The sequence below is a fragment of the Bifidobacterium saimiriisciurei genome (assembly GCF_010667655.1).
GTDB classification, from domain to species: Bacteria; Actinomycetota; Actinomycetes; order Actinomycetales; family Bifidobacteriaceae; genus Galliscardovia; species Galliscardovia saimiriisciurei.
On sequence record NZ_WHZU01000014.1, the window covers coordinates 1 to 25,139 of the forward strand.

The window sequence follows — 25,139 nt, forward strand, 5'->3', positions numbered from 1 at the left end:
ATTTCGGCCCGTGTTCCAGGCGGTTTCGCCCGTAGAGCAGCGACGTCAGCGCAGCACGCCCTCGATGAGGGTGGTGATGAGGTCGGAGTAGGCGATGCCGGTGGCCTCCCACGCCTTGGGGTACATGGAGATGGAGGTGAAGCCGGGCATGGTGTTGATCTCGTTGACCATCACCTCGCCATCGGCAGTCACGAACGTGTCGACGCGGCTGAGGCCGGCGCCGTCCACGGCGACAAACGCCTTGGCGGCCGTCTCGCGGACCTTGGCCAGCAGTTCGTCGGGCAGGTTGGCGGGCACCTCCACATGGGAGGCGCTGGAATCCATGTACTTGCTGTCGAAGTCGTAGAAGGAGTCGGCGTCGGTGCTGCGCGAGTCGAGCACGATCTCGCCGGGCCAGCTGACCTGCGGCTTGTCGCCGGCCTTCGGGCACAGCACGGCGCATTCGATCTCGCGGGCGTTGATGCCCTGTTCGATGAGGATGCGCCAGTCGTGCTTGGAGGCCTCGAACACGGCGGCGGCGAGTTCATCGGCGTCGTCGGCGTTCTCCACCTTGGTCACGCCGAAGCTGGAGCCGGCACGCGAAGGCTTGACGAACAGCGGGTATTCAAGGCCGGCGGCCTTCACCTGATCGAGCAGGGCGGGGCCGTTGGCGGCGAATTCGGACGCGGCGTCGAAATCGCGGGCGTCGATGGTGATGCCGGGGGCCACGGGGATGCCGGCGGAGGCGAGCAGCACCTTGGTGTAGTGCTTGTCCATGCAGGCGGCGGAGGCGAGCACGCCACAGCCGACGTACGGCACGTTCATCATCTCGAGGAGGCCCTGCACGGTGCCGTCCTCGCCGTAGGGTCCGTGCAGCACGGGGAACACGGCGTCGACGTGGCCGAGCGATTCGAGCTCGTTGCCGCTCTGGGCGAAGAAACCGTTCTGGCCGAGGGCGACGTCGAGCACGACCATCTTCGCGCCTTCGGTGATGGTGACCTCGGGCAGCACGCCGCTGTCGAGGTTCCAGCCGCGCGGGTCCTCGCCGTTCACGATCCACTTGCCGTCCTTGGTGATGCCCACGGGAATCGGCTCGAAGCGGTCGGTGTCGATGGCGTTGAGCACGCTGGCCGCCGAAATGCAGGAGATCGGATGCTCGTCGGCTCGGCCGCCATACAACACCACGATGCGCTTCTTACTCATAATTCACAACCCTCCGGTCGTTCAACGGCCGCCGTTCGCGGCGTCGCCATTCACAATATTCATCAATATCGATAGCAAGACTACCCCGCCGGTCTGAAAAATAAAATTTGGTATATCCGATTATGAAGGCCGCAGAAAACGGCCTGTAATGAACGGATATACCAAATAACGAAAGCGGTTCGGAGACGGTTCGGTCCTACTCGTTGGTGATTTCGGTGCCGAACAGTTCGGAGAGCATCTGCGCGCAGGAGATGCCGTCCTCGAGCACATGGGTCATGGCGGCGGCGAGCGGCGTGGGGACGCCGAGCTTGTCGCCGAGCGCGACCACGGTGGCGGTGGTGGGCACGCCTTCGGCCACGCCATCGCTGGCCTTGGTGGCCTCCTCCACGCTCATGCCCTTGCCGAGGTTCGAGCCGAACGTGTAGTTGCGGGAGAGCGGCGAGCCGCAGGTGGCGATGAGGTCGCCCACGCCGGCCAGACCGGAGAACGTCTTCGGGTCGGCGCCGCACGCCTTGCCCAGCGAGGTGAGCTCGGCCAGGCCGCGCGTCTCGATCATGGCGGCGGTGTTCTCTCCGTAGCCGGCGCCGCGGGCCATGCCGACGGCGAGCGCGACCACGTTCTTCAGCGAGCCGCACAGTTCGAGGCCGATGACGTCGGTGGAAGTGAACGGATGGAAGTACGAGGTGGAGCAGGCCTGGGCCACGCGGGCGGCGGCGTACGGGTTCACGGAGGCTACCACGGTGGCGCTCGGCTCGCGCCTGGCGATCTCCTTGCTCAGGTTCGGGCCGGAGACGGCGGCGAAGCGGTTCTCGGGCAGGCCGAGGGCCTCGCGCACGACCTCGTCCATGCGCTTGCCGGTGTTGCGTTCGATGCCCTTCATCAGCGACACCACGATGGCGTCATGCGGGATGAGGCCCTTGAACTCCTCCAGCGCCACGCGCGCGAACTGGGCGGCGATGGCCACGATGATGATTTCGGCGTGCGCCACGGCCTCGGCGCGGTCGCCGGTGGCGGTCATGTTGTCGGGCAGCTTTTCGACGACCGGCAGACGGTACGAGTTGCGGTGGTTGTCACGGATGTCGGCGACAATCTCCGGCTCGATGGCCCACATCGTCACGTCGTTGCCCGCGTCGGCGAGAATCTGTCCGAACGTGGTGCCCCATGCTCCCGAACCCAATACCGTTACGTTGGTCATCGTGTCTCCTTCGCAAGTCGCCGTATGTTCCCGCCCATTCGTTGGGCCGACGCCATAATCGCGACCATATCGTCGTCGCATACGAAAGACCATAGTAAACGCGGGCGTTGTCATCTGAAAATCGTCCGCAAAACGAAAAAGACCTCATCCGAAGATGAGGTCTTGTCTGTGCCCCCTCAGGGATTCGAACCCTGGACACGCGGATTAAGAGTCCGCTGCTCTAACCAACTGAGCTAAAGGGGCAGTTCCTTGCTGCGGTGTTCGCCGCAACGAGAGATAACTATACTCACAAACGAGATATACGCAAATCCAACGGTCGCTTACGGCGTGTCGCAAGTATTTTCAACGGTTTTGATTCGCCTGCCGATTCAAGTCCGACGACCGAAACAGCATAAAACCACGGAGACGCTTCGGAGGACTGTCTCATCATCATCCCTGCCACGTCCTCGCACATCGTCACACCGTCCCCTGCCACATCCTCGCACATCGTCGCCCCAGGTCATTTCGTGGCACGGAACATATTTCCGCCCCATACGAACGTTCCGTGACATACCTCATGCCACGGAAATAAACGACCGACGTCATATTGCCTTCCGTGCCATATTTTCGTGGCACGGAAGGTGCAATCTCCCGTATGCGACGTTCCATGACAGGATGAACCGACTTTTCATTACCAAGATCGTTGCGATTCCAACGATTCGTCTGCGACCGGGCGGCGGATCATGGCAGGGAGCATCCAAAAGAACGATTTATCCGTTCCCTGTCACATTTCTGCGGCAGGGAACGGTGAAACACACGTCTACGCCGTTCCGCGCCATGGGATGCAATCACAGATCGTCACGCAAATAACGTATCCCCCTGAACGATGCTCCGTGACGCGACCGCCCCGACTCTTCAACCCATCGGAATCCGCCGTCCCTTTCCACATCCGACACCGCAATGGTTGCGGCCGCGCTTTCCCGCCCGCAATATTCCCCTGCCGTAATCTTTTCGTCATTGGGGCGGGGTATGGAAATCCGTATGAGCGAAACGACCATGAATCAGAACGCCGCACTGACGGCGAACCAGCTGGGCGAATACTCCGCCCTGTTCAACGCCGACCGCGCGAACATCGTGGCGGCGAGCGCGGCCACCAGCAGCGGCGTGCTCAAGGCGGCCACCGACTACCGCGGTCTGCGTGCCCTGCCCCGCGAATTCTCCATCGAGCTCAAGCAGGGGTCCATCACCTCGCAGCGTCATTCCGGCCGCTGCTGGATGTTCGCCAGCCTGAACGTGCTGCGTCAGGACGTGATTCGTCGCTGGGGCCTTGACGACTTCGAGTTCTCGGAGACGTATCTGTTCTTCTACGACAAGCTGGAGAAGTCGAACCATTACCTCGAGCAGGTGCTGGCCACGTTGGACGAGCCGACCGATTCGCGACTGTTCCAGGCCATCAACGACTATCCGGCCGATGACGGCGGATGGTGGGCGATGTTCGCCGCACTGGCCGCCAAGTACGGCCTCGTGCCGAAGTCGGCGTACCCGGAGAACGCGAATTCGCGCGATTCGGACGCGCTGACGCAGTATCTCAACGCGAAGCTGCGCGAGTTCGCGCTCGAACTGCGCACCGCATACGCGAACGGCGCCGACGCGGAGGAGCTGCGCGGCCGCAAGAGCGCGATGATGAACGACGTGTATCGCATCGTGGCCGTTTCGCTGGGCGAGCCGCCGCGGTCGTTCGACTGGGTCGTGCGTGGCAAGGACGATGACGAGGCCGACAAGAAGAACGCCAAGGGAGAAACCGCCAAGACCGATGGCGCCGATGGTTCCGCGAAGGAGAAGGACGGCGAAACCGACGCCGACGCGGCGAAAGACGCCAAGAAACCCGACGACGGCTTCGTGAAGGGCAGGGTCATCGCCGAATACGGCATCACGCCCAAGGCGTTCTACGACAAGTACGTGAAGCAGGATCTCGACCGGTACGTCGGCCTGGTGAACGCGCCGATGAAGCGCACGCCGTTCGGCCGGCTGTATCACCTCGCCCACGAGGGCAACGTGGTCGGCGGCCAGCCGATCGAGTTCGCGAACGTGACGCTCGACGTGTTCAAGAAGGCCATCATCGATCAGTTGCGCGGCGGCCGTCCCGTCTGGTTCGCCTGCGACTGCGACCAGTTCGCGCTGCGTGGCGAGGGCGTGTTCGACCGGGCGAGCGTGCGCGTGGAGGACCTGTTCGGCATCGAATACACGATGGGCAAGGGCGACCGTCTGGAATACGGCGTCAGCCCGTCGAACCATGCGATGACGCTGATCGGCGTGAACCTCGACGCCAACGGCAAGCCGAACCGTTGGAAGATCGAGAACAGCTGGGGCAAGGACGCGGGCCGCGACGGCTACTTCACCGCGACCGACGCCTGGTTCGACGATTACGTGAACGAGGTGGCGATCCACGACGACGTGCTCGATGACGAGACGAAGGCCATCTTCGACACCGAGCCGGTGATGGTGCAGCCGTGGGAGCCTATCTCGCGCGCGACGCGCTGCGAGTAGGCGATATGGCCCGCTCGGCTTCTGCCGCGCCGGAAAATCCCGTCACGGAATCGTGATTTCGCACGAATCGTCGTTCCGTGACGGGAAGCTTGGCACGGAACGACGGTCCGCATCGGATTACGCGTTCCGTGCCAAAATATCGTGGCATGGAACGCACGAAATTCCCCTATCGCCGTTCCGTACCACGAAAGTCCGTATCGACGATTCTCAAATCATTGCAATATCAACGATGTTGATGATGACAGCCGCGTTGATATCGGCAGGAAGATACACGACGCCCACTTTTTGAGTTCCCTGCCATAGAAAAACGGCACGGAACGTGAAAACTCGTGTTTTCGACGTTCCGTGCCGTTGATAATGCCCGATGACTCCCCTCAGACGAGGAGAGTCATCACGCGGTATCACACGATCTTGGGCATGGGGGTGGTGAGGGACTTCGTGAGGTTCACCTGCACGACGCCGGAGCCGGCGCGCACCTCCACCTTCTTCAGCGTGACCGTGCGCTCCTCGGCGGGGGCGGCGTCGTCGTCGGTCATGGTGGCCGGGGACTTCACGGCGCACACGGCGAAGTCGTTGAGGTCGCGGCCGAGGTTGGCGACGAGCTCGCGGGCATTGGCCAGCGACTCCTCGAAGCCGGGCTTGAACACCACGCGCTCGGCGGGCACGCCGTAGGCGTTCTCGGCGATCCAACGCACGGTGTCGACGACGTCCTCGCCCTTGTGGCTGGCCGGCTGGGACGGCGCGTCCACGGCGTTGAGCGCGGTGATGAAGCCGTCGAGCTGGTCGAGCAGGCCGTCGCCGCCGTCACGAAACAGGTTGCCGATGATCGGCGCGCGGAAGCCGAGCTCGGCGGCGGTCTCCTTGAGGGCCGGAATCTGGTCGTCCTCGCCCTCCCAGAGGTTGACGAGCGGGAAGGTCGGGATGCCGAGCTTCTCGAGACGGTTCACGTGGAACGGGTAGCGCCACTGGCGGTCGGGATCGTCGCGCCAGGTGGTGGCGCGGGTCACGACGAGCGCGGCGGACGGCCACTGGGCGCCGTATTCGCGCGAGGCGATGTCGAGCCACTTCTGCGCGCCGGCGTCGGCGCCGTAGCCGGCCTCGACGATCACGACGTCATGCAGGGCGCAGGCCATCTCCACGGAGACGAGGGTCGGGATGCCGACGGACACGTTGGCGAACGGGCCGCCGTGCACGTACACCGGGGAGCCGTTCACGGTCTCGGTCAGGGCCGGCTTGACGGCGTCGGTGAGGATGTTGGTGATGCGCCACATGTCGGTCAGCTCGGCGAACGTCACCGGCTCGCCGTCGATCGTGCCGGCGATCATCTTGCCCACGCGCTCGGCGATCTCGTCCATGGAACGGGAGAACACGACGATCTGCATGAGCTCGCAGGTCGGGGTGAGCACCATCTTCTCGGCCACGTTGCCCTTGTTCTTGCCGTAGTCGACGGCGATGGAACGCAGGGAGCGGCTCGGCACCTCGGAGACGCGGGGCACGAGCACGGTGTCGAGCTTGCCTTCGTCCACGGCCTTCTCGGCGAAGGAGACGAGCAGGTTCTGGGCCGCCTCGATGGCGCCCATCTCGCCGCACAGACCCCAGTCGATGATCTCGGGGTGGGTCAGGGAGGCCTTGCCGCCACCGGAGGCGCCGCCCTTGGAACCGGCCGCGGTGATGCCCATGCTCGGCTGGCGCAGCACGGCGGTCGCGTCGATGCCGTGATGGCGCAGAGCGTCGATGAGCGCGATGGTGGTGGTGGTCTTGCCTTCGCCGCGGCTCGCCTTGAGCGGGGTGTCGGCGGTGACGAGAACGACCTTGCCGTGCTTGCGCGGGGCGTCGGGGTTCTTCTTCAGGTAGTCGAGATAGCCGAAGGCGTCGATCTTCTTGACGATGCCGTACTGGCTGGTGAAATCATCGATAGTGGTCATGACTCTCCTCTGGGATTGGCGAGGTTATGCGGTTCGGTTCGCGGCCCGAGCCGGCCGGTTCGCGGCTCGGGCCGCTCGATTCGCAACGCTCCTAGCGTACAACACGGGTTGGTGCGCGAGAATTGCACGTCCGTGTGCCGGTACCGCGTGCCGGCACGACGGGCGAATCTTTAGTTGTCGGACAGGTGGAAGTCGTTGCGCATGTTCATGCTGGCGGTGTACAGCACGCTGGAGAGCAGCGCGTCGGTCTCGGCCTTGAGCTGGTCGGCCATGGTCTGGTTGGCGGCGGCCAGCACCTCGCGCACCTCGGGGTTGCGCACGGCGGCGATGATGGCGTCGGCGTCGCGCACGTCGTCCACGGCCTCCTCCTCGTCGGCCAGGTCGTCCAGATCGACCGGGTTCTCGTCGAGACGGGCCACCTGCTCGTCGGCGGCGGCCAGCATACGGTGGCCGAGTCCGCCGGTCTTCTCCTGGTAGCGCGAGACCGCGGTCGACGTGGCCGCGAAGTTCGCGTCGGCGAGCGCTGCGATGAGCCGGTTCGCCCAGTAGAAGTTGTCGGAGTCGACGTGGTCGGTCGTATCGGCGAGATAGGCGGGCGTGACGTCGACATTCGCATAGAACGGCACGAGCGTGTTGAACGCGTTGGAACCGTAGGCCATCCACTGGATGGAACGGCAGGATTCGGGACGGTACGGGCGGATCTGCATGACGGCGAGCTGGCTCTGTCGGTTGATGCCGATGGGGCGCAGGCTGCCGCGAGTGTGCTCGTCGCCGAGCGTGCCATACGGGTCGTACGGGGTGCCCTGGTAGTGCGAGCTGAGCACGTATTTCACGTCCTCGATGGTGATCTTGCGTTCCGGCTGGCGCGCCCACGGGATGTCGTCGCTGTCGGGGCGGTGGGCGGCGTCGGGGCCGTCCCACACCTCGTCGTACGGGTTGAGGAAGCGCTGCATGTACCAGGCGCGCGGCGTGTTGTACACGTGGTCGCGGTCGGAGTGCGAGCCGAACGCGTCGCGCGGATTGAACGGCGAGACCGGTTCGACGGCGAGGTCGAGATGGTTCGCTTCGATGAATTCGCCCAGGTCGGCGGAGCACATGTGCTCCTCCTGGTCGCCGAGCGCGTCGTCGAGGTCGAACTCGTCGATGCCCAGCTGGTTGGGCATGGTCACGTAGGCGTCGTCGGGCACGCGCTTGGCGATCCAATGATGGCCGCCGACGGTTTCGAGCCACCAGATCTCGTTGACGTCGGAGAATGCGATGCCGTTCATCTCGTACGTGCCGTATTCCTCGAGCAGCGCGCCGAGGCGTTCGACGCCTTCACGCGCGGAGCGGATGTACGGCAGCACGATGGTGAGCAGGTCCTCCTCGCCGATGCCACCGGGGATCTCCGGTTCGTAGCCGTCCTCGCCCTCGACGCCGCGTGCGGGCACGAGCTCGACGAGCGGGTCGGCGCCGAGCACACGTTCGTTGGTGGTGAGGGTTTCGGTGGCGCTCATGGCCACGTTGGCCTCGTTGACGCCGGCCTCGCCCCAGATGCCCTGCTTGTTGACGGCGTCGGGCACCGACGTGTACTGCATCGGGTCGTCGGGCAGGTCGATCTCGACGTGGCTGATGACGGAACGGTACTTGCGCGGCTGTTCCTCGGGCTTGATGACGACGAACTTCTTCGACGTGAACTCGCCCTGCTGCGAATCCTCATTGCGGGCGATGATGGTGGAACCGTCGTAGCTGGCGTTCTTGCCGACCAGAATCGTGGTGCACGACATGACTGTGGTGTTGCTCCTTTGATTGATGATATTGATGACGATGGTAAACGGAATCAGGCCTTGCCGGTGAGGAAGATGGCGTCCTGATCCGGAACGTCGCCGGCGGCGTTGGCGTCGCGCAGCGCGTGGACGAGCTCGTTCATCCAGAATCCGCCGTTCAGCCCGGCCAACGGCTTCTTCGTGGCGTAGACGTGCAGATAGTAGTCGTGGTCCTTGTCCGGCGGCTGCGGTCCGTTGTATCGCATGGTCGCGGCCGGGTCGGTGCCGCCGACGAACGGCGACGCCTGCGAGGTGCGGCCCTGCAACGCCTCGGGAATCATGGCGACCATCTGACGGGAGAAGTCCGGCGGAATCTGCAGCGCGTGGGAGTCGTTGAAGTCGTACATCAGCGCGGCGATCGGCAGGTTCGCGACCGTCCAGTGAATCCACTCGAATCCGCAGACGGGGATGGAGTCGGGGTCGGTGAACGTCCAATGCAGGTACTGGGCCTCGGGGGCGACGTCATCGACGTAGAACGGGAAGGAGACGACGGGAACGCCGGCGGCCTGGTATTCGGGCCCGGCCTGCTTGGCGAACACATCGGGAATCATGGTGAAATCGGCGGAAATCTTCATAAACCAAGCATAGACCACAAGATGTTGCCCCAACGCGAACAACCGGCCGACGATTCCGTCATGCCCATGGCATGCCCCGTCCCCTTCCTTACAAGGAAACCAGCCGTCATAGGCAGTCCGAGGGGAAGTCGCCGGAGTGACAACTCCTCTCGGCCGGCTGTGCCGACGGTTCCCCTCATGCATGAGGGGAACCGGGCGACCTATCGTTCGGCCGACGTCGTGTCGGAGGCCGGACCGACGCTTTCGCGGACGAGCAGCGACGTGGGCAACGCGATGACGTCGCCGTCGCCGGCCGGCGCGCAGCCGTCCGGCAGACGCAGCGCCGCCATGTCGGCGTCGCCGAAGGAATCCAGCGCATACAGTCCCGTTTCGCTCATGCGCAGCAGGGCGCGGACGCCGACCGCGCCGATCTGCGCACGCGGAATCGCGATGGTCGTCAATTGTGGACGAACCACTGCGGATATCGGCGAATCGTCGAACGCGATGACCGATATGTCGTCGGGAACACGGACGCCGTTCTGTGAGAACCACGCCATCATTCCGGCTGCCATCGCATCGTTGTAGGCGATGACGGCGGTCGGGCCGCCGGTCTCACGCCCGTGCGCGGCCAATGCGCGGGCGGCCTGTTCGCCGCCCTGCGCCGACGATTCCACCGGCCCGATGCGATGCACCGTCAGTCCCATGGACCGGCCGATGGAACGAACGGCGTGCAGACGCGAACGATCCGCCCATGAATCCGGACCGGAAACATACGCCACGTCGGTATGACGATTCGACGCCAATAACGACAGCGCCTGACGGGTGCCGGCGGCGACGTTCGGCACGATGCTGGAGACCGCCTCCGACGGCCGGTTGAGCACCACCATGGGCACGCGGCGGGCGAGATGGGCTATGCGGTCGGCGTCCATGCGGTCGGAGGCGATGAGAACGCCCCTCGATGTTTCGGCGATCTCCTCGACGAACGAGACCTCCCATTGGCTGCCGCGATTCGATTCGATGACGCTGATGGCGAGGCCGGAGGCGTACGCCTCGTTCTGTGCGCCACGCAGCAGGGCCGACGATTCGGCCGCGTCCTTGACCACGAGGCTGATGATGCCCGAGCTCCTCATCGGACGCTTGCGATACGGACGGTACACGTAGCCGAGCCGATCGGCGGCCTGCCGAATCTGCGCCACGGTGGCGGGATTCACCCGGTCGGGATTCTTGAACGCGCGCGACACCGTGGAAGGCGAGACGCCGGCTTCGGCGGCCACATCCACCAGACGCACGGACTGCGTGGACGGGGAAGCGGCCCTCGCGGATTGAGCGACAGATCGGCCGGCGGGCTGCGGGGAGGCAGACGCGGCATCCGTATCGTCATCGACCATACCGACCATGCCGTCTCCTCCCCCCGGCGTCATCCGCCGTGCCGCCGCGCTGCCTGAATCACCTCACATCTTAGCGGGCGGCAGCAGGATCTCGTGGCGGCCGGCGGCGAGATGCTCGGCGGCGACCGCGCCCTGCGGGGTCAGCACCGTGGCCTCGGCGTGGTCGGGCACGTCGACGATTACGCGGACGGCGCCGGCGCTGGGGTTCGCGGCCGAGGCCTCGCCGGCCACGCGTTCGGCGCGCACGGCGATGGGCCCGCGCACGGTGGGCACGGTCGCGGCGGCCGAATCCACGGCACCGCGTTCACCGGGCTCGCCCAGCTGCGGCCGCACTTCGAACTCGGCGTAGCCGGGGGCGGTCGGCCTGATGCCGAGCAGGCCCTCGGGCAGCAGGTATGCGGGCGAGGCGGCCCACGGGTGCGAGTACGTGGTGTTCGGCTTGTTCTCCACGTCCCAGGCCTCCATGGTGGCGCCGGCGCCCTTGTCGATCATGTTCATCCATGTGCGCAGGCCGTCGTGGGCGGCGATCAGCGCAGTGGCATCGGCGCCGAATCCCGCGGCGTACAGGCCGGCGAGATACACGCTGGCGGCGTAGACGCTGCATGCCATGCCCTTGCCACGCAGGAACGCGCCGACCGGTTCGCGCTGCGATTCGGGCAGCTCGGCGAACGCGAGCGCGAATGCCGAGGCATGCAGGGAATGGTGGTCGATGCGTTCTCCCGAGGCGCCATCCGTCAGGCCGTCCACGTAGGCGCCGGCTTCGGCGTCATAGAGGCGTTCGTGCATGGCGGCGCGCATACGGTGCGCGATGTGCGCGAATCGTTCGGCGTCGTCGTTTCGGCCGAGCGCGGCGGCGATATCGGCCATGTCGGCGAAGGTCTGCGACGACAGCGCGTTGATCACCGTATTCACGCGGCCGAACCGGAATCCGTCGCGTTCCACGGGCGGCCAGTCGATGAGGTCGCCGTCGGTGTGGCTGGATTCGCCCGGATCCTTGACGATCAGACCCGAGTCCTCGTCAAGATGCCTGGTCGGCAGCAGCGTGACGAGATCGTCGTAATGGCCGGCGATCTGGCGGATCGAACCGGTGCGCATCCATGCGTCGTGGGCGGCGAGGATGAGGTACAGCGGCCATTCGGTGGGCCAGGTGCGGTTGGCGATCAGCCAGTCGACGGAATATTCGGCGAGCGCGGGGGCGTCGTCGACGGCGAGGTGGGCGTGCTGCTGGAGCCATGCGTCGCCTTCGTAGGGCGCGCGTTCGCGCGTCCACGAATCGGCGTAGATGTTGCCGTTGGTCGATTCCATGGTGTTGCGGCAGAAGTTCCAGACGGTTTCCAACGTGGCGTTCGATGACGTGAACGATGCGGCGGAACGGTCGAACGGGTAGACGAGCGCGGCGGCCTCGATGCTGTCGGCGGCAGTGGCGTCGCCTTCGGCGCCGTCGACGCCGACGCCTGCCGCGAGATGACGCAGCGCCTCGGCCGAATCGACGGACGGGATGACTTCCACGTAGCGGAATACGCGCAGTCCCCATGTCTCCATGGTCGTCGGCGTGCCGCCGTCGCCGAGATGCCATGTGTCCTCGTAGTTGTTGAACGCGCTGAGATGCCACTTGACGGAGCCGTCGGGGTTCAGGACCTCGCCGTAGCGAATCTTGAGGTCGGCGGGCCCGTGGCCGGCGGCGCGCGTGATGCGTACGCCGCCTTCCCATGTGCGGCCGAAGTCGAGGATGAGATGACCGTCGTCGGTCAGACGGGATGATGCCGGGGCGTGGTACTGCACGGTCGGCTTGTCGGTGGGCGTGGGCAGCAGTTTTTCGAAGTCGCCGCGGACGGCGGCGGGCGTCCAGTCGGCGTCGTCGAAGCCGGCCGCCGCGAAGCCGAACGGGTAGTTCGCCGCCTGCACGTTCTCGGCCGGGGCTTCGAAATACTGGGTGCCGACGGAGGCGGAGTCGGGGTAGATGGTGGTGCCGGGCAGGGTGCGCCAGTCGGGGCCGGTGCCGTAGCGGGCGGTCTCGCCGTCGGCGAAGCATACGTCGAGCTGGGCGATGAACCGCTGGTCCTCGACGGTGTAGGCGAGCGCGCCGATGGCGTTGGAGTCGCCGGCGTTGAGGAGGCCGGTCACGTCGTAGCCGTCGTAGCGGGCCTCGTCGCCTATGGGGAAGGTCGGGCCGTAGCCGACGAACGTGCCGTTGACCCAGATTCTGTAGACGAACTGTCGGGCGGCGCGCGTGCTGGAGGCGGTCACGTTGAGCGTGGCCCAGACGACGGGCTTGTCGGGCAGATCGATTGCGCCGCGCAGGAACGCCCATCCTCGGGAGTTGTGCTCGTCGGCGGCCTTCTTGTCGCCGACGAAGAACGAGTCGTCGGTGGCGACGTCGTCTTCCTCGGGCAGATTGAATTCGGCGGATTCGTCGATTTGGCCGGGAGCCGCGGCGTCGGCGGGCACCCAGATGGGCTTGGCCTGCCAGTGTTCGCCGGCACCGGTGCCGAACGTCGCCGGACGAGACCATGCGGAAACGTGGTCTTCGCCGTCCCAGACGCGCACGGCCAGCCAGTAGCGCGTGGAGGCGGGCATGGCGAGCCCTTCGAGCGTGATGTCGGCGTCGCCGTCGTAGTCGCAGCGGCCGGAGTCCCATACCGTGTTGCCGGAGAGCGGATGGTCGGTGACGATGATCTGGTATGACGTCCAGTCGGCGGCCTTGGCGGCGGAACCGGCGGCGTCGAACCACCAGCGGACGGCGACCGTGGATTCAGGCGCCAGGTCGACCGGCTCGATACGGTCGTTGATGCGGATGTGTGCGGGAACGCCCGCCAGTTCGGCGGCGCCGGAAGCCGCGTCAAGCTCGGCGGCGTTGGATTCGTTGGAGTTCACGGTGTGCTCTTTTCTCAACATCATTGTTTGCGGATTTGCCAATGATGATAGAGAGCCGCACAAGCGGCTGCGGGTTTTGCACACCGTTTGCCGTTTTTGCCGTTTTTGCCATATGGCACGCTCAGTTTTCCCAAGTGGAGTGGTAGAAGTCGCCGTCGAGGGCCTTGGCGGCCTTCTCGCGGGCGTCGGCCAGCGTCCATTCGGCGAGTTCGGCGCGGACGTCGTCGAGGGCGACGGGGGTCATCGACAGCGAGCCCACGCCGAGGCCGGCGAGCACCACGGCCAGGTCGGGGTCGGCGGCAGCCTCGCCGCACACGCCGACCGGCATGCCGTACGTGTTGCCGGCGTCGGCGATGAGCCTGATGGCGCGCAGCACGGCAGGATGCCATGCGGTCTGATAGTTGGCGACCGAGCCGAGCGTACGGTCGGCGGCGAGCGTGTACTGGGTCAGGTCGTTGGTACCGATGGAGACGAAGTCGGCCACCTGCGCCACCTTGTCGGCCATGAGGGCGATGGACGGCACCTCGGCCATCACGCCCACCTTCTTCAGGCCGAAGCTTTTGCCGAGCTTGACGAAGTAGGCGGCCTCACGCTCGTCGGCGACCATCGGGGCCATGACCCACAGGTCGGCGTCGGTCCTGGCGTCGGCGGCGGCGAGCGCCTTGAGCTGGCCTTCGACGACGTCCCTGTGCACGCGCAGGGTGCGCAGGCCACGCAGACCGAGCGCAGGGTTCGGCTCGTCCTCCGGGGTGAGGAACGGCAGCGGCTTGTCTGCGCCGGCGTCGAGCAGCCGGGCCACGACCTTCTTGCCGGGGAAGCGGTCGAGCAGCGCGGCGTAGGCTTCGGTCTGCTCCTCCACGCTCGGCGGTTCGGCGTTGCCGAGGAACAGGAATTCGGTGCGGAGCAGGCCCACGCCTTCGGCGCCGTATTCGAGCGCGGAATCGGCGTCGGCCGGGCTGCCCACGTTGGCGAGCAGCGGAATATGGGCACCGTCCTTGAAGACGCCGGGCTTGCCGCGCAGCTCCTTGGCCTTGGCGGCCTTGGTCTTGGCGCGTTCGGCGGCGGCGATCTGCGCGACCATATCCTTGACGGCAGCCGTGGGCCTGGTGGTGACGGCGCCTTCGGCGGCGTTGACGATTACAATCTCGCCATCCGTCAGATCGTCGGCACCGGCTGCGGAGACGACGGCCACGATGCCGCGGGCGCGGGCCAGGATGGCGGTGTGCGAGGTGGGGCCGCCCTGCGAGGTGACGATGGCGAGCGTCTTGCTCAGGTCGAGCGCGGCGATATCCACAGGCGACAGGTCCTCGGCCACGAGCACGAACGGGGTCTCGCTGTAGGGCACGCCGGGCGCGGGCACGCCCCTGAGGCCGGCGATGACGCGCTGGCCGACGTCATGCAGGTCGGCGGCGCGTTCGGCCTGGTAGCCGCCAAGTGCGGCGAACACGGCCTCGACGGCGGCGAAGCCTTCGAATACGGCGCGTTCGGCGGTCTTGCCACCGGTGATGAGGTTGGTGATGTTCTGCGCCAGCGACGGGTCGGAGGCGAACATGGCGATGGCCTGCAGGATCGGCGCGACCTTCCTGCCGTCCTTGTCGCCGCCGGCGGCCTCCTCGGCGCGCCTGCGCAGGTCGGCGTTCACTGCGGCCAGTGCGTCGGCGGCACGTTTGATCTCGGCCTCGGCGGGCACGCTTGCGGAACGCTGGTCATCCGGCGGCTCCGGCGGCGCGGCGGCCATACGGATGACGGGGCCGACCGCAACGCCGCGGCCGATGCCGACGCCGGTAATCTCTCGAGGATTCATCGTGGTCACGGGAATCACGCCGCGATCAGCGCGCAGAACAACGCCTCGAACACCAGCAGCGGATTGCCGTTGCCGGCCAGACGACGGCGGGCGACGGCGATGGATTCCAATCGTCCGATCGCGGCCTCGCGCGTCAGCCGCGAGGCGAGGTTCGCGATCGCCGTACGGTTCTCCTTGTTTATCAACCCGACCGCGTCCTCGGCGTTGTTCTGCAATACGGCCACGTCGCGGTACACGCTGGCGATGGAGTTCAATGCGCGGTCGAGCACGTCGCGGCTGCGGCGCGTGGTCCGGCGCTTGACGTCCTCCTTCTTGCCGAGGGCGTTGTATGCGCCTCGGATCTTCGGAGGAATGCGGTCCTTCTCCCCCAGCCCGTTGACGCGGCGGAAGTCGGCCTGCGCACGGGCGACCTGGCCTTCGATCTCCTCGGCGGCCTGCGCATTGGCGTCGGAGATGAGATGGTCGGCGAGCAGCACGGCGTCGGACGCCTTGGCGAGGTTCAGCACGCCGACGACGAGCGTGTCGCGGTCGGTCATCACACGCTCGTTGGTGGCATACAGTTTCGCGATGCCGATGTGGCCTTCCGCGAGCCGGGCGGCACGGGACGCCACGTGTTCGGTGAAGCGTCGGTCCTCGGGCAACGACGGGTTCACCGTGTCCATCAGGAACGCGGCGACGGCCTTCGTCGACGGCACGGCGAGGTTGACCACTCGCGTGCGCGAGCGGATGGTGGGCAGCACGTCCTGCGCGCTCGGCGCGCACAGCAGCCATATCGTGTGCTCGGCCGGTTCCTCGATTTCCTTGAGCAGCACGTTCGTGGTGCGTTCGAGCATACGGTCCACGTCTTCGATGATGATGATTCGCCACGGAGCGGTGGCCGGCATCTGTTCGGAGGTCTCGATGAGTCCTCGTACGGCGTCGATGCCGATGGTCACCTTGTCGGTGGCGAGCACGGTGACGTCGGGATGCGTGTTCGCGAGCACGTGGCGGCAGGTCGCGCATTCGCCGCAGCCGTGGTTCGGGCATTCGAGCGCGGCGGCGAAGGCGCGCGCCATGTTCGACCGGCCCGAACCGGCCGGGCCGCAGATCAGCCACGACTGGGCCACGTCGGCGGGGTCGTTCGCGATGCGGGAGAGCAGTTCGACGGTCGGCTTCTGCCCGACGATGGCATCCCACACGCTCATCGTGAATCCTCCCCGTAGCCGAGCAGGTCGTCGATGTCGACGCGGATCTTCGTCCATACGGTTTCGATGGGCTGGGCGGCGTCGATCACGCGGAACCGTTCCGGCTCGGCCTCGGCCAGGTCGAGGAAAGCGCGGCGCGTACGGTTCTGGAAGTCGTCGCCGGCCGATTCCATACGGTCCTCGTCGTGCTGGAGTCGGGCGTGTGATTCCGCAGGATCCATGTCGAGCAGATACGTGCGCACGGGCAGCAGGTTGTTCGTGGCCCACAGGCTCAGGTCGCGAATCTCCCTGGCCGTAAGTTCGCGGCCGCCGGCCTGGTATGCCAATGACGAATCGAGATACCGGTCGGTGATGACGACCTCGTCTCGCTGGAGGGCCGGACGGATGGTTTCGGCCACGTGCTGTGCGCGGTCGGCCGCGAAGATGAGCGCTTCGGCGCGCGGCGCGATGTCGGTGGGCGCGGCGTTCGCCGTGGTATTGGCATCGCCATCGGAGTTGGCATTCGACTCGGTCACGCCCTCAAGCAGCAGACGACGCAGCGCCAGCCCGAGCGGTGTGCCGCCGGGCTCGCGCGTGACCAGCACCGTGCGGCCGCGCGATTCGAGATACTGTCTCAGTCGTTCCACCTGCGTGGTCTTGCCGACGCCGTCGACGCCCTCAAACGAAATAAACAATCCAACCATGCCCCTACCGTATCGACGCACCGCGATTTTTCCGGCCGTCATCCCGCCATCGCAATGGACGACGACACAAAATCCACGATTTGGCACCGTCGTCCATCACCGAACGTCGATGACGAAATCAAGAACCGCGGAATTGCAACGTTTCTGATTCCCAATTGACGAATCGACGATGGATTGGCTGACATTTTGACGATTTTGCAGTCCAATCCATCATCATCACGCCATTTTCCAAGGCCTACGACGCAAAACGGGCGCAATCGCGTCCGAATCCACCAGGAATGGCGTTGAACACCGACGCTACTTGGCCCTGGACTTCTTCTTGGCGGCGGAAGGGGCCTTGGCGACGACGGCGGGACGTTCGTAGCCTTCGTTCGCAACGAGCCATTCGATGTCCGACTTCACCGTGGATGCGGTGGAGCCGATCTTCTCGGCGATGCGCGTATTGGCCCATCCCTTGCTGGCGTACTTCTTCACCTCGGCACGGCGTTCGGCGCGCTTCGCCTCCACGGCGCTGACCTTCGGCGTGGCCTTGGCGGACGACTTGGCGCCCGCCTTGCCCTTCGCACCACCGCGCCCACGGCCGCGACCGCGCGTGGACGGCCCCGCGGCACGCTTCTCGGCGAGCAGGCGGAATGCGTCGGCCGGGTCGATGGACTCGGGCGAATACTGCCTCGGCAGCGTGCGGTTGGTCTCGCCGTCGGTGATGTAGGCGCCGAAACGGCCGTCCTTGATGGTCACGGGCTTGCCGGTCTCCGGATCGTTGCCGAGTTCGCGCAGCGGCGGCTTGGCGGCGCCGCGGCCACGGCCGCGACCGTACTTGGGCTGGTCGAACAGCTCCTTGGCCTTGGCGATGTCGACGGTGAAGATCTCGTCCTCCGAGCCGAGCGAACGCGTCTCGGACTTGCCGTCGGCTCCGGTCTTGGTCAGGTACGGGCCGTAGCGGCCGTTGTTGGCCAGCACCACGGCCTGCGTGACCTCGCCGGTCTCGGCGTCGGTCTGCGGCAGCGTGCCGACCTCGCGCGGCAGCGACAGCAGCTTCAACGCGTCATCGAGCGAAAGCGCGTCGGGGTTCATGGTCTTGAACAGCGACGCCATCTTCGGCTTGGATGCGGCGTCGGCGCCCTTGCGGCGGGACGGACGCTTCTTCGGCGCGGCCTTGCCCTCCTTCGCGGCCTCCTCCTCGGCGGCCTTGGCGGCGGCGCGTTCGGCCTCGGCCTGCGCCTGCTGCTCCGGCGTGATGAGCGCCACGTACGGGCCGAACCGGCCCTTGCGCAGCTCCACGGTACCGCCGGTCTTCGGGTCGGTGCCGAGCACGCGCGGCCCGCCGGAGTTCGTGGCGATGAGCTCATGGCCCACCTCGGGCGTCAGCTCGTCGGGCGCCAGCGTATCGGGCAGGGAGGCATGCTTCGGGTTGCCTTCGGCGTCGAGGTTCCTCGTGTCCTCGAGGTACGGGCCGTAACGGCCCACGCGCACATGCAGCCCGTCGCCGATGTCGATGGTGTTGATCTCGCGCGCGTCGATGTCGCCGAGCTGCGCGACCTGCTGCTGCAGGCCCTTGTGCGCCTCTTCGGCGGAGCCGACCGTGCCCGAGCCGGTGCCGAAGTAGAAGTGCGTCAGCCAGTCCTTGCCGGTCTCCTTGCCGCGGGCGATCTGGTCGAGGCCGTTCTCCATCTGCGCGGTGAACTGGTAGTCCACATACTGGGGGAAGTTCGTCTCCAGAAGCTTGATGACGGAGAACGCCAGCCATGACGGAATCAGCGCACGGCCCTTCTCGTACACGTATCCGCGGTCGATGATCGTGGAGATGATGCTCGCGTACGTCGACGGGCGTCCGATCTCCTTGGCTTCCAGCGTCTTGACGAGCGTGGCCTCGGTGTATCGGGCCGGCGGCTGGGTCTCGTGACCGGCGGGTTCGACCTCGGTGGCGGCCAGTCGGTCGCCGACCCTCATCGGCGGCAGCGAGGCGTTCTCGGTACGGTCGGCCTTCTTGTCGTTCTTTTTGGCGGCGTCGGACCCGCCGTTGCCCTTGCCGAACACGCGCAGGAATCCGGGGAATTCGATGACCGTGCCGGACGCCTGGAACAGCGCCTCGCCGTGCGCGCCCGCCTCGGCGCCGAGCCGCACGGTGGCGGTCGAACCGGTGGCGTCGGCCATCTGCGAGGCCAACGTGCGCTGCCAGATCAGCGTGTAGAGTCGCAGCTGATCCGGAGGTACGCGGGCAGCCAGCTCATCGGGCGAACGGAACGTGGAACCGGCGGGGCGGATGCATTCGTGCGCCTCCTGCGCGCCGGCCGTCTTGGTCACATACTGCTTCGGGCTGTCGGAAAGGTATTCCTTGCCGTAGATCGAACCGACGGCGCTGCGGGCGGCGGCGATGGCCTCCTGCGACAGCGTGACGGAATCGGTTCGCATATACGTGATGTAGCCGTTCTCATACAGGCCCTGCGCCGCACGCATCGTGGCGCGCGAGCTCATGCCGAGCCTGTTGCCGGCGGTCTGCTGCAGCGTGGACGTGGTGAACGGCGGCTGGGGACGACGACGATACGGCTTCGTCTCGAGCGAACGCACCGTGAATGGCTGCTCGCGCACGGCGGCGGCCACCTCGTTGGCCAGCGTCTCGTCCATGACGACCGGCGACTCCTTGGCCGCCGTCGCGGTCAGATGGCCATCGGCGCCGAAGTCCTTGGAACCGGCGAGACGGCTGCCGCCCAATGCCACGAGGCGGGCGTCGAAGCCGGCGTCGACATCGCCGGCCGCCGCACCGTTCGTGGCGACCAGCGTCGCGATGACATCCCAGTACGCGGTGCGCACGAACGCCATGCGTTCGCGCTCGCGCTCGACGATCAGTCGCGTTGCGACGGACTGCACGCGGCCGGCGGAAAGGCCCGGCCCGACCTTGCGCCACAGCACGGGGGAAAGCTCGTAGCCGTAGAGTCGGTCGAGCACGCGTCGGGTCTCCTGCGCATCGACCATGTTGTCGTCCACATCGCGCGTGGCGGTCAGCGATTTCTTGATGGCCTCGGGCGTGATCTCGTGGAAGACCATGCGCTTGACCGGCACCTTCGGCTTGAGCGTCTGCACGAGATGCCACGCGATGGCCTCGCCCTCGCGATCCTCATCGGTTGCGAGGTAGAGTTCGTCGGCGCCCTTCAACGCGGACTTGAGCTCGGCGACGGTCGACTTCTTGTTGTCGTTGACGATGTAGTACGGCTCGAATCCGTCGTTCACGTCGACGCCGAACTTGCCGAACTTCTCCTTGCGGCTCGGCGGCACCTGCGAAGGCTGGGCGAGGTCGCGGATGTGACCGACCGAGGCCATGACCTCATAGCCCTTGCCCAAGTAGCCGCCGATCTTCTTCGCCTTGGTGGGCGACTCGACGATGACGAGCTTGGTACCGGTAGTCATGGGCCTCTCCTTCGTTGTTCAGCCTGTAAGCCTGTCAGCTACAGAGCATCATAACCATGATGGCGGTCAGCGTCGTTTCGGCGGGGCCGGCGGCGCGCCGACAAGACCGGCCTTCGACAGCGGCGCCGCGGTGATGTGACGCATGGCGAGGGTCAGGCCGAACATCAGCGAGACGACGGCGAAAACCAGGACCGCACCGGAGATACGCGCCGCACCGGCCGCCCATTTGGCGCTGTACTGCAGGCCGGGGGCGAGCTGCCAGACGAGGTAGAGGCCGTAGGCGCCGGCCATGAGGCCGCCGACGATCATGACGGTGCCGGCAATCTGCACACTGGCGGAGGAGACGCGGGTGCCCGGCTCGTCCATGCCGGACGTGCGGGTGAAGGCGAGCGCAAGCAGGGCGAGGCCGCCGACGAGGAACATGGCCACGATGATGTCGGTCGGACGGTGCCAGCCGCCGGCGACGACCGACAGTCCGACGAACGCCGTATACAGCGCGCCGAGCACGGCGACGAGCGCACGAAGCGCGCGCGGCACCACGCACAGCAGGGCGATCGCGGCGACGGCCGCCATGGCGGCGTGACCGGACGGCGACGTGTTGCCGGCGTCGTTCAGACTCGAGAGATTGAGGACGGGTCGGGGCAGCATGTGCTTGAGCAGTTCGGCGAGCGCGAAGGCGACGACGGCGAACACGGCCATCTGCACGAGCGCACGCCAACGTCTGCGTGCCGCGCCGACGGCGACGGCAACGATGCCGAGCACGACGTCGATGACGGCGGCGACGGAAATCGACAGACCGCCGAGCGAGAACGATTTCGCGAGGACGCCGGCGATGCCCGCCATCCATCCGGGCAGGGCGCCCGAGAAACCATCGTAGGCGAGGTTGTCGTATTCCTGGCCGCCCATCGACTGCACGGCCACCCACCATACGATGAACGCGGAGGCGAGCGCGACGATGCCGAGCACGATGCACAGCATGAGGCTGCCGGTGTGCGGTCGGGCGAGCAGCGGGTCGTCGAAGGAGCCCGTCTTGGAGGAGGCCCTGCCGTCGGCACCATCGGCGATGTCGACGGGGGCGGCGTCGGAAACGGCGTCGAGGCCGGTCGAGGCTCCCATATCGGAGGACGAGGCGCGCAGCGGCTCGAATGACGGCGGCATCGCCGCGCCGGACGGCGTCGCGCCGGCAGGCGTCGCATCCGCCGGCGCGACCGGCGACCCGGCATCCGTCGGCTGCTTCGGCACGGCGTCGCCATCCAAAGGTTCGAGATACAGTTTCGTCCGCTTCTTGTCACTCATAGTCACGACTTTACGGCCGGAAAACGGAGAAGCGGCCGAACTCGGCGAACCATCTCGCTTTGTTCACCAGACCCGCGAATTTCGACGGACGGAATCGCCCCATCGATTCGACGCCGTCGGGAGGGGCCAACAGGGAAGAAAACCAGCAGCCGCGAAACGGGAAAACGGAACGGCCTGAAAACGGGAGGCGGACCTGAAACGGGAAGCGGAACAGAAAGGCCGGAAAATTGGAAAGGCCTCGGACACTGATGTTTCCGAGGCCTCTAGTGCGCCAGACAGGATTCGAACCTGCAACCTTCTGATCCGTAGTCAGATGCTCTAATCCATTGGGCTACTGGCGCATGTTCCGCATTGGAACCGTGTTCCAACCGAACGACTTGAATACAATAAGCCAATGATGAATTCTGTGCAAATTCGATGTTACATACGGCGTGTCGCCAATGATTGCAACGATAATCAACGACCGGCCCGTGCGACGGAGACGCTCATCGCACAGGCCGGCCACATTTCCCTCACATCTGTTGCCGAACCGTTACCGACAGCGGAGCCGGCGATCGCCCGGCGGCAGCCAGACGCCGCGAACCGTCAGCCGATCGCCTTGATGGCGTCGATGATGAGGTTCCAGAACCGGTCGAAGTCGAGCTTGACGGCCACCTGCGTGTGGCATTCCTCGGCGCTCGGCTCGGGGCCGCGCAGGTCGGCGACGGTCATGCCGAGCGTCGGACCGTCGTGGGTCTCCACGTCGAGCGGGCAACGACGCGTGGTCATCACGTCGGGGTCGATGAGGTAGGCCACGGTGCACGGGTCGTGCACGGGCGGGTCGACGAAGTCCTGGTTGTTCTGGTATGCCTTGCGGAAGAAGTCCATGAGACCGCTGGCGAAATGCGCCAGATCGGTGCCGATGGCGTCGATGCGGCCCTGCACCTCGGGCGTGCACAGCGCCTGGTGGGTCAGGTCGAGGCCGACCATGGTCAGCGGCCACTTCTCATTGAACACGATGCGCGCGGCCTCGGGGTCGGTGGCCACGTTGAATTCGGCCACGGCGCTGCAGTTGCCCACGTGGTAGCCGCCGCCCATGAGCACGACCTCCTTGACCCGGTCGACGATCCTCGGTTCGAGGCGCACGGCCATGGCGATGTTGGTGAGCGGGCCGGTCGGCACGAGGGTGATCGTGCCCGGCTCGTTGTTCATGATGGTGTCGATGATCCAGTTGACGGCATGGCCTTCGTCGAGCGGACGGCTCGGCTCCGGCAGCTCGACGCCGTCGAGGCCGCTTTCGCCGTGCACGGCGGCGGCCACCTTCAGCGGACGCAGGATCGGGCGGTCGCAGCCGGCGCGCACCGGCACGTCCGTGGCACCCGCGGCCTCGAGCGTGGCACGCGCGTTGTACGTCACCTTGTCGAGGCTCTGGTTGCCGCCGACGGTCGTGACGCCGATGAGGTCGATCTTCGGATTGCCGATGGCGAGCAGGATCGCCATCGCATCGTCATGGCCGGGGTCGCAGTCGAGGATGATCTTCGTTACATCCGACGTATTCGTCATATTCGCTCCTTTACGAACCAATTGCATGAATCCAATCAAAAACAGGTGATAAAACGCTACACCATCGTTCTAGGCAATCATTGTAGACCACGAAAGGGGACGTCTTGTCGGGCATCGCACCAAGAGGACGGGAATCACCGCCGCATCACGCGAAATTGAACGGATGCCATTGCGCGGCGGCGGGACGCATGAACATATGTCAATGGTGCGGGGCCGCCTCGTCCACGGATACGCATATGCGGAGGCGCACGGCGATCGAGGAACGAAATCCGAAAATCGGGATGGGGAAATCAAAAAAGGAAGAAGAGAAGACCCCTACGCACCCGTCAGAGACCACTTACCCTTGCTGCATTCCTGCCCTGGGGGGATTGGGCGGCATAACGCCGCGTAGGAGCCGGTTAGCCACTATACAGCATCGGTCACGACAACACAACCAAACCGTGCCATGTACCATGGAAAGGCAACCGAACCATGTGAGAAAAGTCGAGGAAATCCATGGAATTCAATCCGAACAACACCGATCTCGTGATCGTCGGCGCAGGCCTGTTCGGCCTGACCGTCGCGCAGCAGGCGGTCGAACATGCCGGCGCCCGCGTGCACATCATCGACGTGCGCGACCACATCGGCGGCAACGCCTACTCGTATTTCGACGACGAGACCGGCATCGAGATCCACAAGTACGGCGCCCATCTGTTCCACACGTCGAACCGTCGCGTGTGGGAGTACGTCAACCGCTTCACCGAGTTCACCGACTACGTGCACCGCGTGTACACGACGCACAACGGTGAGGTGTTCCCGCTGCCCATCAACCTGGGCACCATCAACCAGTTCTTCCACGCGTCATACACGCCGGCCGAGGCGAAGAGGCTCATCGAGGAGCAGGCCGGGGAATACGCCGACATCACGCCGAAGAACCTTGACGAACAGGGCAAGAAGCTCATCGGCAAGCCGCTGTACGAGGCGTTCATCAAGAACTACACGGGCAAGCAGTGGCAGACCGATCCGGCCGAGCTGCCGGCGAGCATCATCCGCCGCCTGCCCATGCGCTACAACTACAACAACCGCTACTTCAAGGACACCTGGGAGGGCCTGCCGAAGGACGGCTACACCGCATGGTTCGAGAAGATGATCGCCGACCCGCGCATCGAGGTGTCGCTCGGCGTCGACTTCTTCGACGAGTCGCAGCCGCTGAACAGGAAGGCCATCCAGGCCGCCGGCATCCCCGTCGTCTACACCGGCCCCATCGACCGCTACTTCGACTACGACCTCGGCGAGCTCAAGTGGCGCACGGTCGACTTCAAGGAGCGCCGCTACGACGAGGACGACCACTTCGGCTGCCCGGTGATGAACTACGCCGACGCCGACGTGCCGTACACCCGCGCCATCGAGTTCAGGAACTTCAACCCCGAGCGCGCGGAGTCGTACAAGCCGGGCAAGACGGTGGTGTGGGAGGAGTACTCGCGCTTCGCCCGCCGCGGCGACGAGCCCTACTACCCCATCAACACCGAGGACGACAAGAACATCTACGCGCAGTACCAGGCGAAGGCCGCGCTGGAGCCGAACACCGTGTTCGGCGGACGTCTCGGCACCTACAAGTACTACGACATGCATCAGGTGATCGACACGGCGCTGACCGCCTACGACGAGCAGGTCGCCCCGCTGCTGCGCAAGTAGCGGACCGGAGGCAGCGTCCTTCCCTCGTTCGGCCGTTCCCCGCGCCGTCGATAATTGGCCGTCATATTGACGTTGCGGCATGTCTGTCGATGGCACGGAACG

The 25,139-nt window shown here is 65.7% G+C and carries 15 protein-coding genes, 2 tRNA genes and 1 other RNA gene; 2 read left to right on the top strand and 16 right to left on the bottom strand.

Annotation, left to right across the window (positions count from 1 at the left end):
* Positions 1-45 precede the first annotated feature (45 nt).
* The 3 genes from GFD18_RS08470 to GFD18_RS08480 all read right to left on the bottom strand — a co-directional run bounded on the left by GFD18_RS08470 (position 46) and on the right by GFD18_RS08480 (position 2,620).
* Positions 46-1,182 (bottom strand): D-alanine--D-alanine ligase family protein, encoded by a 1,137-nt coding sequence (locus tag GFD18_RS08470; RefSeq protein ID WP_163200583.1) that lies wholly within the window; start codon positions 1,180-1,182, stop codon positions 46-48.
* A 196-nt stretch (positions 1,183-1,378) separates the two neighbouring features.
* Positions 1,379-2,377, bottom strand: a complete 999-nt coding sequence (locus GFD18_RS08475; protein WP_163200582.1) for an NAD(P)H-dependent glycerol-3-phosphate dehydrogenase — start codon at positions 2,375-2,377, stop codon at positions 1,379-1,381.
* 169 nt (positions 2,378-2,546) lie between these two features.
* Positions 2,547-2,620: transfer RNA gene (locus GFD18_RS08480), tRNA-Lys, on the bottom strand.
* Positions 2,621-3,397: 777 nt separating this feature from the next.
* Between GFD18_RS08480 and GFD18_RS08485 the strand changes: the two genes are divergently transcribed.
* Positions 3,398-4,903, top strand: a complete 1,506-nt coding sequence (locus GFD18_RS08485; protein ID WP_404801624.1) for a C1 family peptidase — start codon at positions 3,398-3,400, stop codon at positions 4,901-4,903.
* Between the two features lie 401 nt (positions 4,904-5,304).
* Here the strand turns inward: GFD18_RS08485 and GFD18_RS08490 are convergent, their stop codons facing one another.
* From GFD18_RS08490 to ffs, 13 genes are all read right to left on the bottom strand, one after another.
* A complete protein-coding gene (locus GFD18_RS08490) occupies positions 5,305-6,828 on the bottom strand; it encodes a formate--tetrahydrofolate ligase (protein ID WP_163200581.1) in 1,524 nt (507 codons plus the stop codon).
* Positions 6,829-6,998: 170 nt separating this feature from the next.
* Complete coding sequence (locus GFD18_RS08495) at positions 6,999-8,594, bottom strand: C69 family dipeptidase (protein WP_163200580.1); 1,596 nt, start codon at positions 8,592-8,594, stop codon at positions 6,999-7,001.
* Positions 8,595-8,647: 53 nt separating this feature from the next.
* On the bottom strand, positions 8,648-9,208 hold the full coding sequence (locus tag GFD18_RS08500) for a YbhB/YbcL family Raf kinase inhibitor-like protein (protein WP_163200579.1): 561 nt from the start codon (positions 9,206-9,208) through the stop codon (positions 8,648-8,650).
* A 200-nt stretch (positions 9,209-9,408) separates the two neighbouring features.
* Positions 9,409-10,584 carry a LacI family DNA-binding transcriptional regulator gene (locus GFD18_RS08505; RefSeq protein ID WP_163200578.1) on the bottom strand — a complete coding sequence of 392 codons (1,176 nt, stop codon included), beginning with the start codon at positions 10,582-10,584 and terminating at the stop codon, positions 9,409-9,411.
* A gap of 54 nt (positions 10,585-10,638) precedes the next feature.
* Positions 10,639-13,449: a family 78 glycoside hydrolase catalytic domain gene (locus GFD18_RS08510; protein WP_163200577.1), complete on the bottom strand. Its 2,811-nt coding sequence runs from the start codon at positions 13,447-13,449 to the stop codon at positions 10,639-10,641.
* 121 nt (positions 13,450-13,570) lie between these two features.
* On the bottom strand, positions 13,571-15,253 hold the full coding sequence (ptsP, locus tag GFD18_RS08515) for a phosphoenolpyruvate--protein phosphotransferase (protein WP_163200607.1): 1,683 nt from the start codon (positions 15,251-15,253) through the stop codon (positions 13,571-13,573).
* A 14-nt stretch (positions 15,254-15,267) separates the two neighbouring features.
* Positions 15,268-16,437 carry a DNA polymerase III subunit delta' gene (locus GFD18_RS08520; protein ID WP_163200576.1) on the bottom strand — a complete coding sequence of 390 codons (1,170 nt, stop codon included), beginning with the start codon at positions 16,435-16,437 and terminating at the stop codon, positions 15,268-15,270.
* On the bottom strand, positions 16,434-17,120 hold the full coding sequence (gene tmk, locus GFD18_RS08525) for a dTMP kinase (RefSeq protein ID WP_163200575.1): 687 nt from the start codon (positions 17,118-17,120) through the stop codon (positions 16,434-16,436). The genes GFD18_RS08520 and tmk overlap by 4 nt, the downstream gene beginning before the upstream one ends.
* A gap of 297 nt (positions 17,121-17,417) precedes the next feature.
* Positions 17,418-20,525 (bottom strand): type I DNA topoisomerase, encoded by a 3,108-nt coding sequence (gene topA, locus GFD18_RS08530; protein WP_163200574.1) that lies wholly within the window; start codon positions 20,523-20,525, stop codon positions 17,418-17,420.
* 66 nt (positions 20,526-20,591) lie between these two features.
* Entirely contained in the window at positions 20,592-21,821 is a 1,230-nt protein-coding gene (locus GFD18_RS08535; RefSeq protein ID WP_163200573.1) for a phosphatase PAP2 family protein, read from the bottom strand.
* Between the two features lie 267 nt (positions 21,822-22,088).
* A tRNA-Arg gene (locus tag GFD18_RS08540) sits at positions 22,089-22,162 on the bottom strand.
* 244 nt (positions 22,163-22,406) lie between these two features.
* Complete coding sequence (gene uriH, locus GFD18_RS08545; RefSeq protein WP_163200572.1) at positions 22,407-23,363, bottom strand: uridine-preferring nucleoside hydrolase UriH; 957 nt, start codon at positions 23,361-23,363, stop codon at positions 22,407-22,409.
* 304 nt (positions 23,364-23,667) lie between these two features.
* Positions 23,668-23,762, bottom strand: an RNA gene (ffs, locus tag GFD18_RS08550) — signal recognition particle sRNA small type.
* Positions 23,763-23,858: 96 nt separating this feature from the next.
* Here ffs and glf point away from each other — a divergent pair.
* Positions 23,859-25,037 carry a UDP-galactopyranose mutase gene (gene glf / locus GFD18_RS08555; protein ID WP_163200571.1) on the top strand — a complete coding sequence of 393 codons (1,179 nt, stop codon included), beginning with the start codon at positions 23,859-23,861 and terminating at the stop codon, positions 25,035-25,037.
* Positions 25,038-25,139 lie beyond the last annotated feature (102 nt).

Coding starts and splice junctions, on each gene's coding strand:
- GFD18_RS08470 (WP_163200583.1), bottom strand. CDS start 1,182: ATGAGTAAGAAGCGCATCGTGGTGTTGTATGGCGGCCGAGCCGACGAG.
- GFD18_RS08475 (WP_163200582.1), bottom strand. CDS start 2,377: ATGACCAACGTAACGGTATTGGGTTCGGGAGCATGGGGCACCACGTTC.
- GFD18_RS08485 (WP_404801624.1), top strand. CDS start 3,398: ATGAGCGAAACGACCATGAATCAGAACGCCGCACTGACGGCGAACCAG.
- GFD18_RS08490 (WP_163200581.1), bottom strand. CDS start 6,828: ATGACCACTATCGATGATTTCACCAGCCAGTACGGCATCGTCAAGAAG.
- GFD18_RS08495 (WP_163200580.1), bottom strand. CDS start 8,594: ATGTCGTGCACCACGATTCTGGTCGGCAAGAACGCCAGCTACGACGGT.
- GFD18_RS08500 (WP_163200579.1), bottom strand. CDS start 9,208: ATGAAGATTTCCGCCGATTTCACCATGATTCCCGATGTGTTCGCCAAG.
- GFD18_RS08505 (WP_163200578.1), bottom strand. CDS start 10,584: ATGGTCGGTATGGTCGATGACGATACGGATGCCGCGTCTGCCTCCCCG.
- ptsP (WP_163200607.1), bottom strand. CDS start 15,253: ATGAATCCTCGAGAGATTACCGGCGTCGGCATCGGCCGCGGCGTTGCG.
- GFD18_RS08520 (WP_163200576.1), bottom strand. CDS start 16,437: ATGAGCGTGTGGGATGCCATCGTCGGGCAGAAGCCGACCGTCGAACTG.
- tmk (WP_163200575.1), bottom strand. CDS start 17,120: ATGGTTGGATTGTTTATTTCGTTTGAGGGCGTCGACGGCGTCGGCAAG.
- topA (WP_163200574.1), bottom strand. CDS start 20,525: ATGACTACCGGTACCAAGCTCGTCATCGTCGAGTCGCCCACCAAGGCG.
- GFD18_RS08535 (WP_163200573.1), bottom strand. CDS start 21,821: ATGAGTGACAAGAAGCGGACGAAACTGTATCTCGAACCTTTGGATGGC.
- uriH (WP_163200572.1), bottom strand. CDS start 23,363: ATGACGAATACGTCGGATGTAACGAAGATCATCCTCGACTGCGACCCC.
- glf (WP_163200571.1), top strand. CDS start 23,859: ATGGAATTCAATCCGAACAACACCGATCTCGTGATCGTCGGCGCAGGC.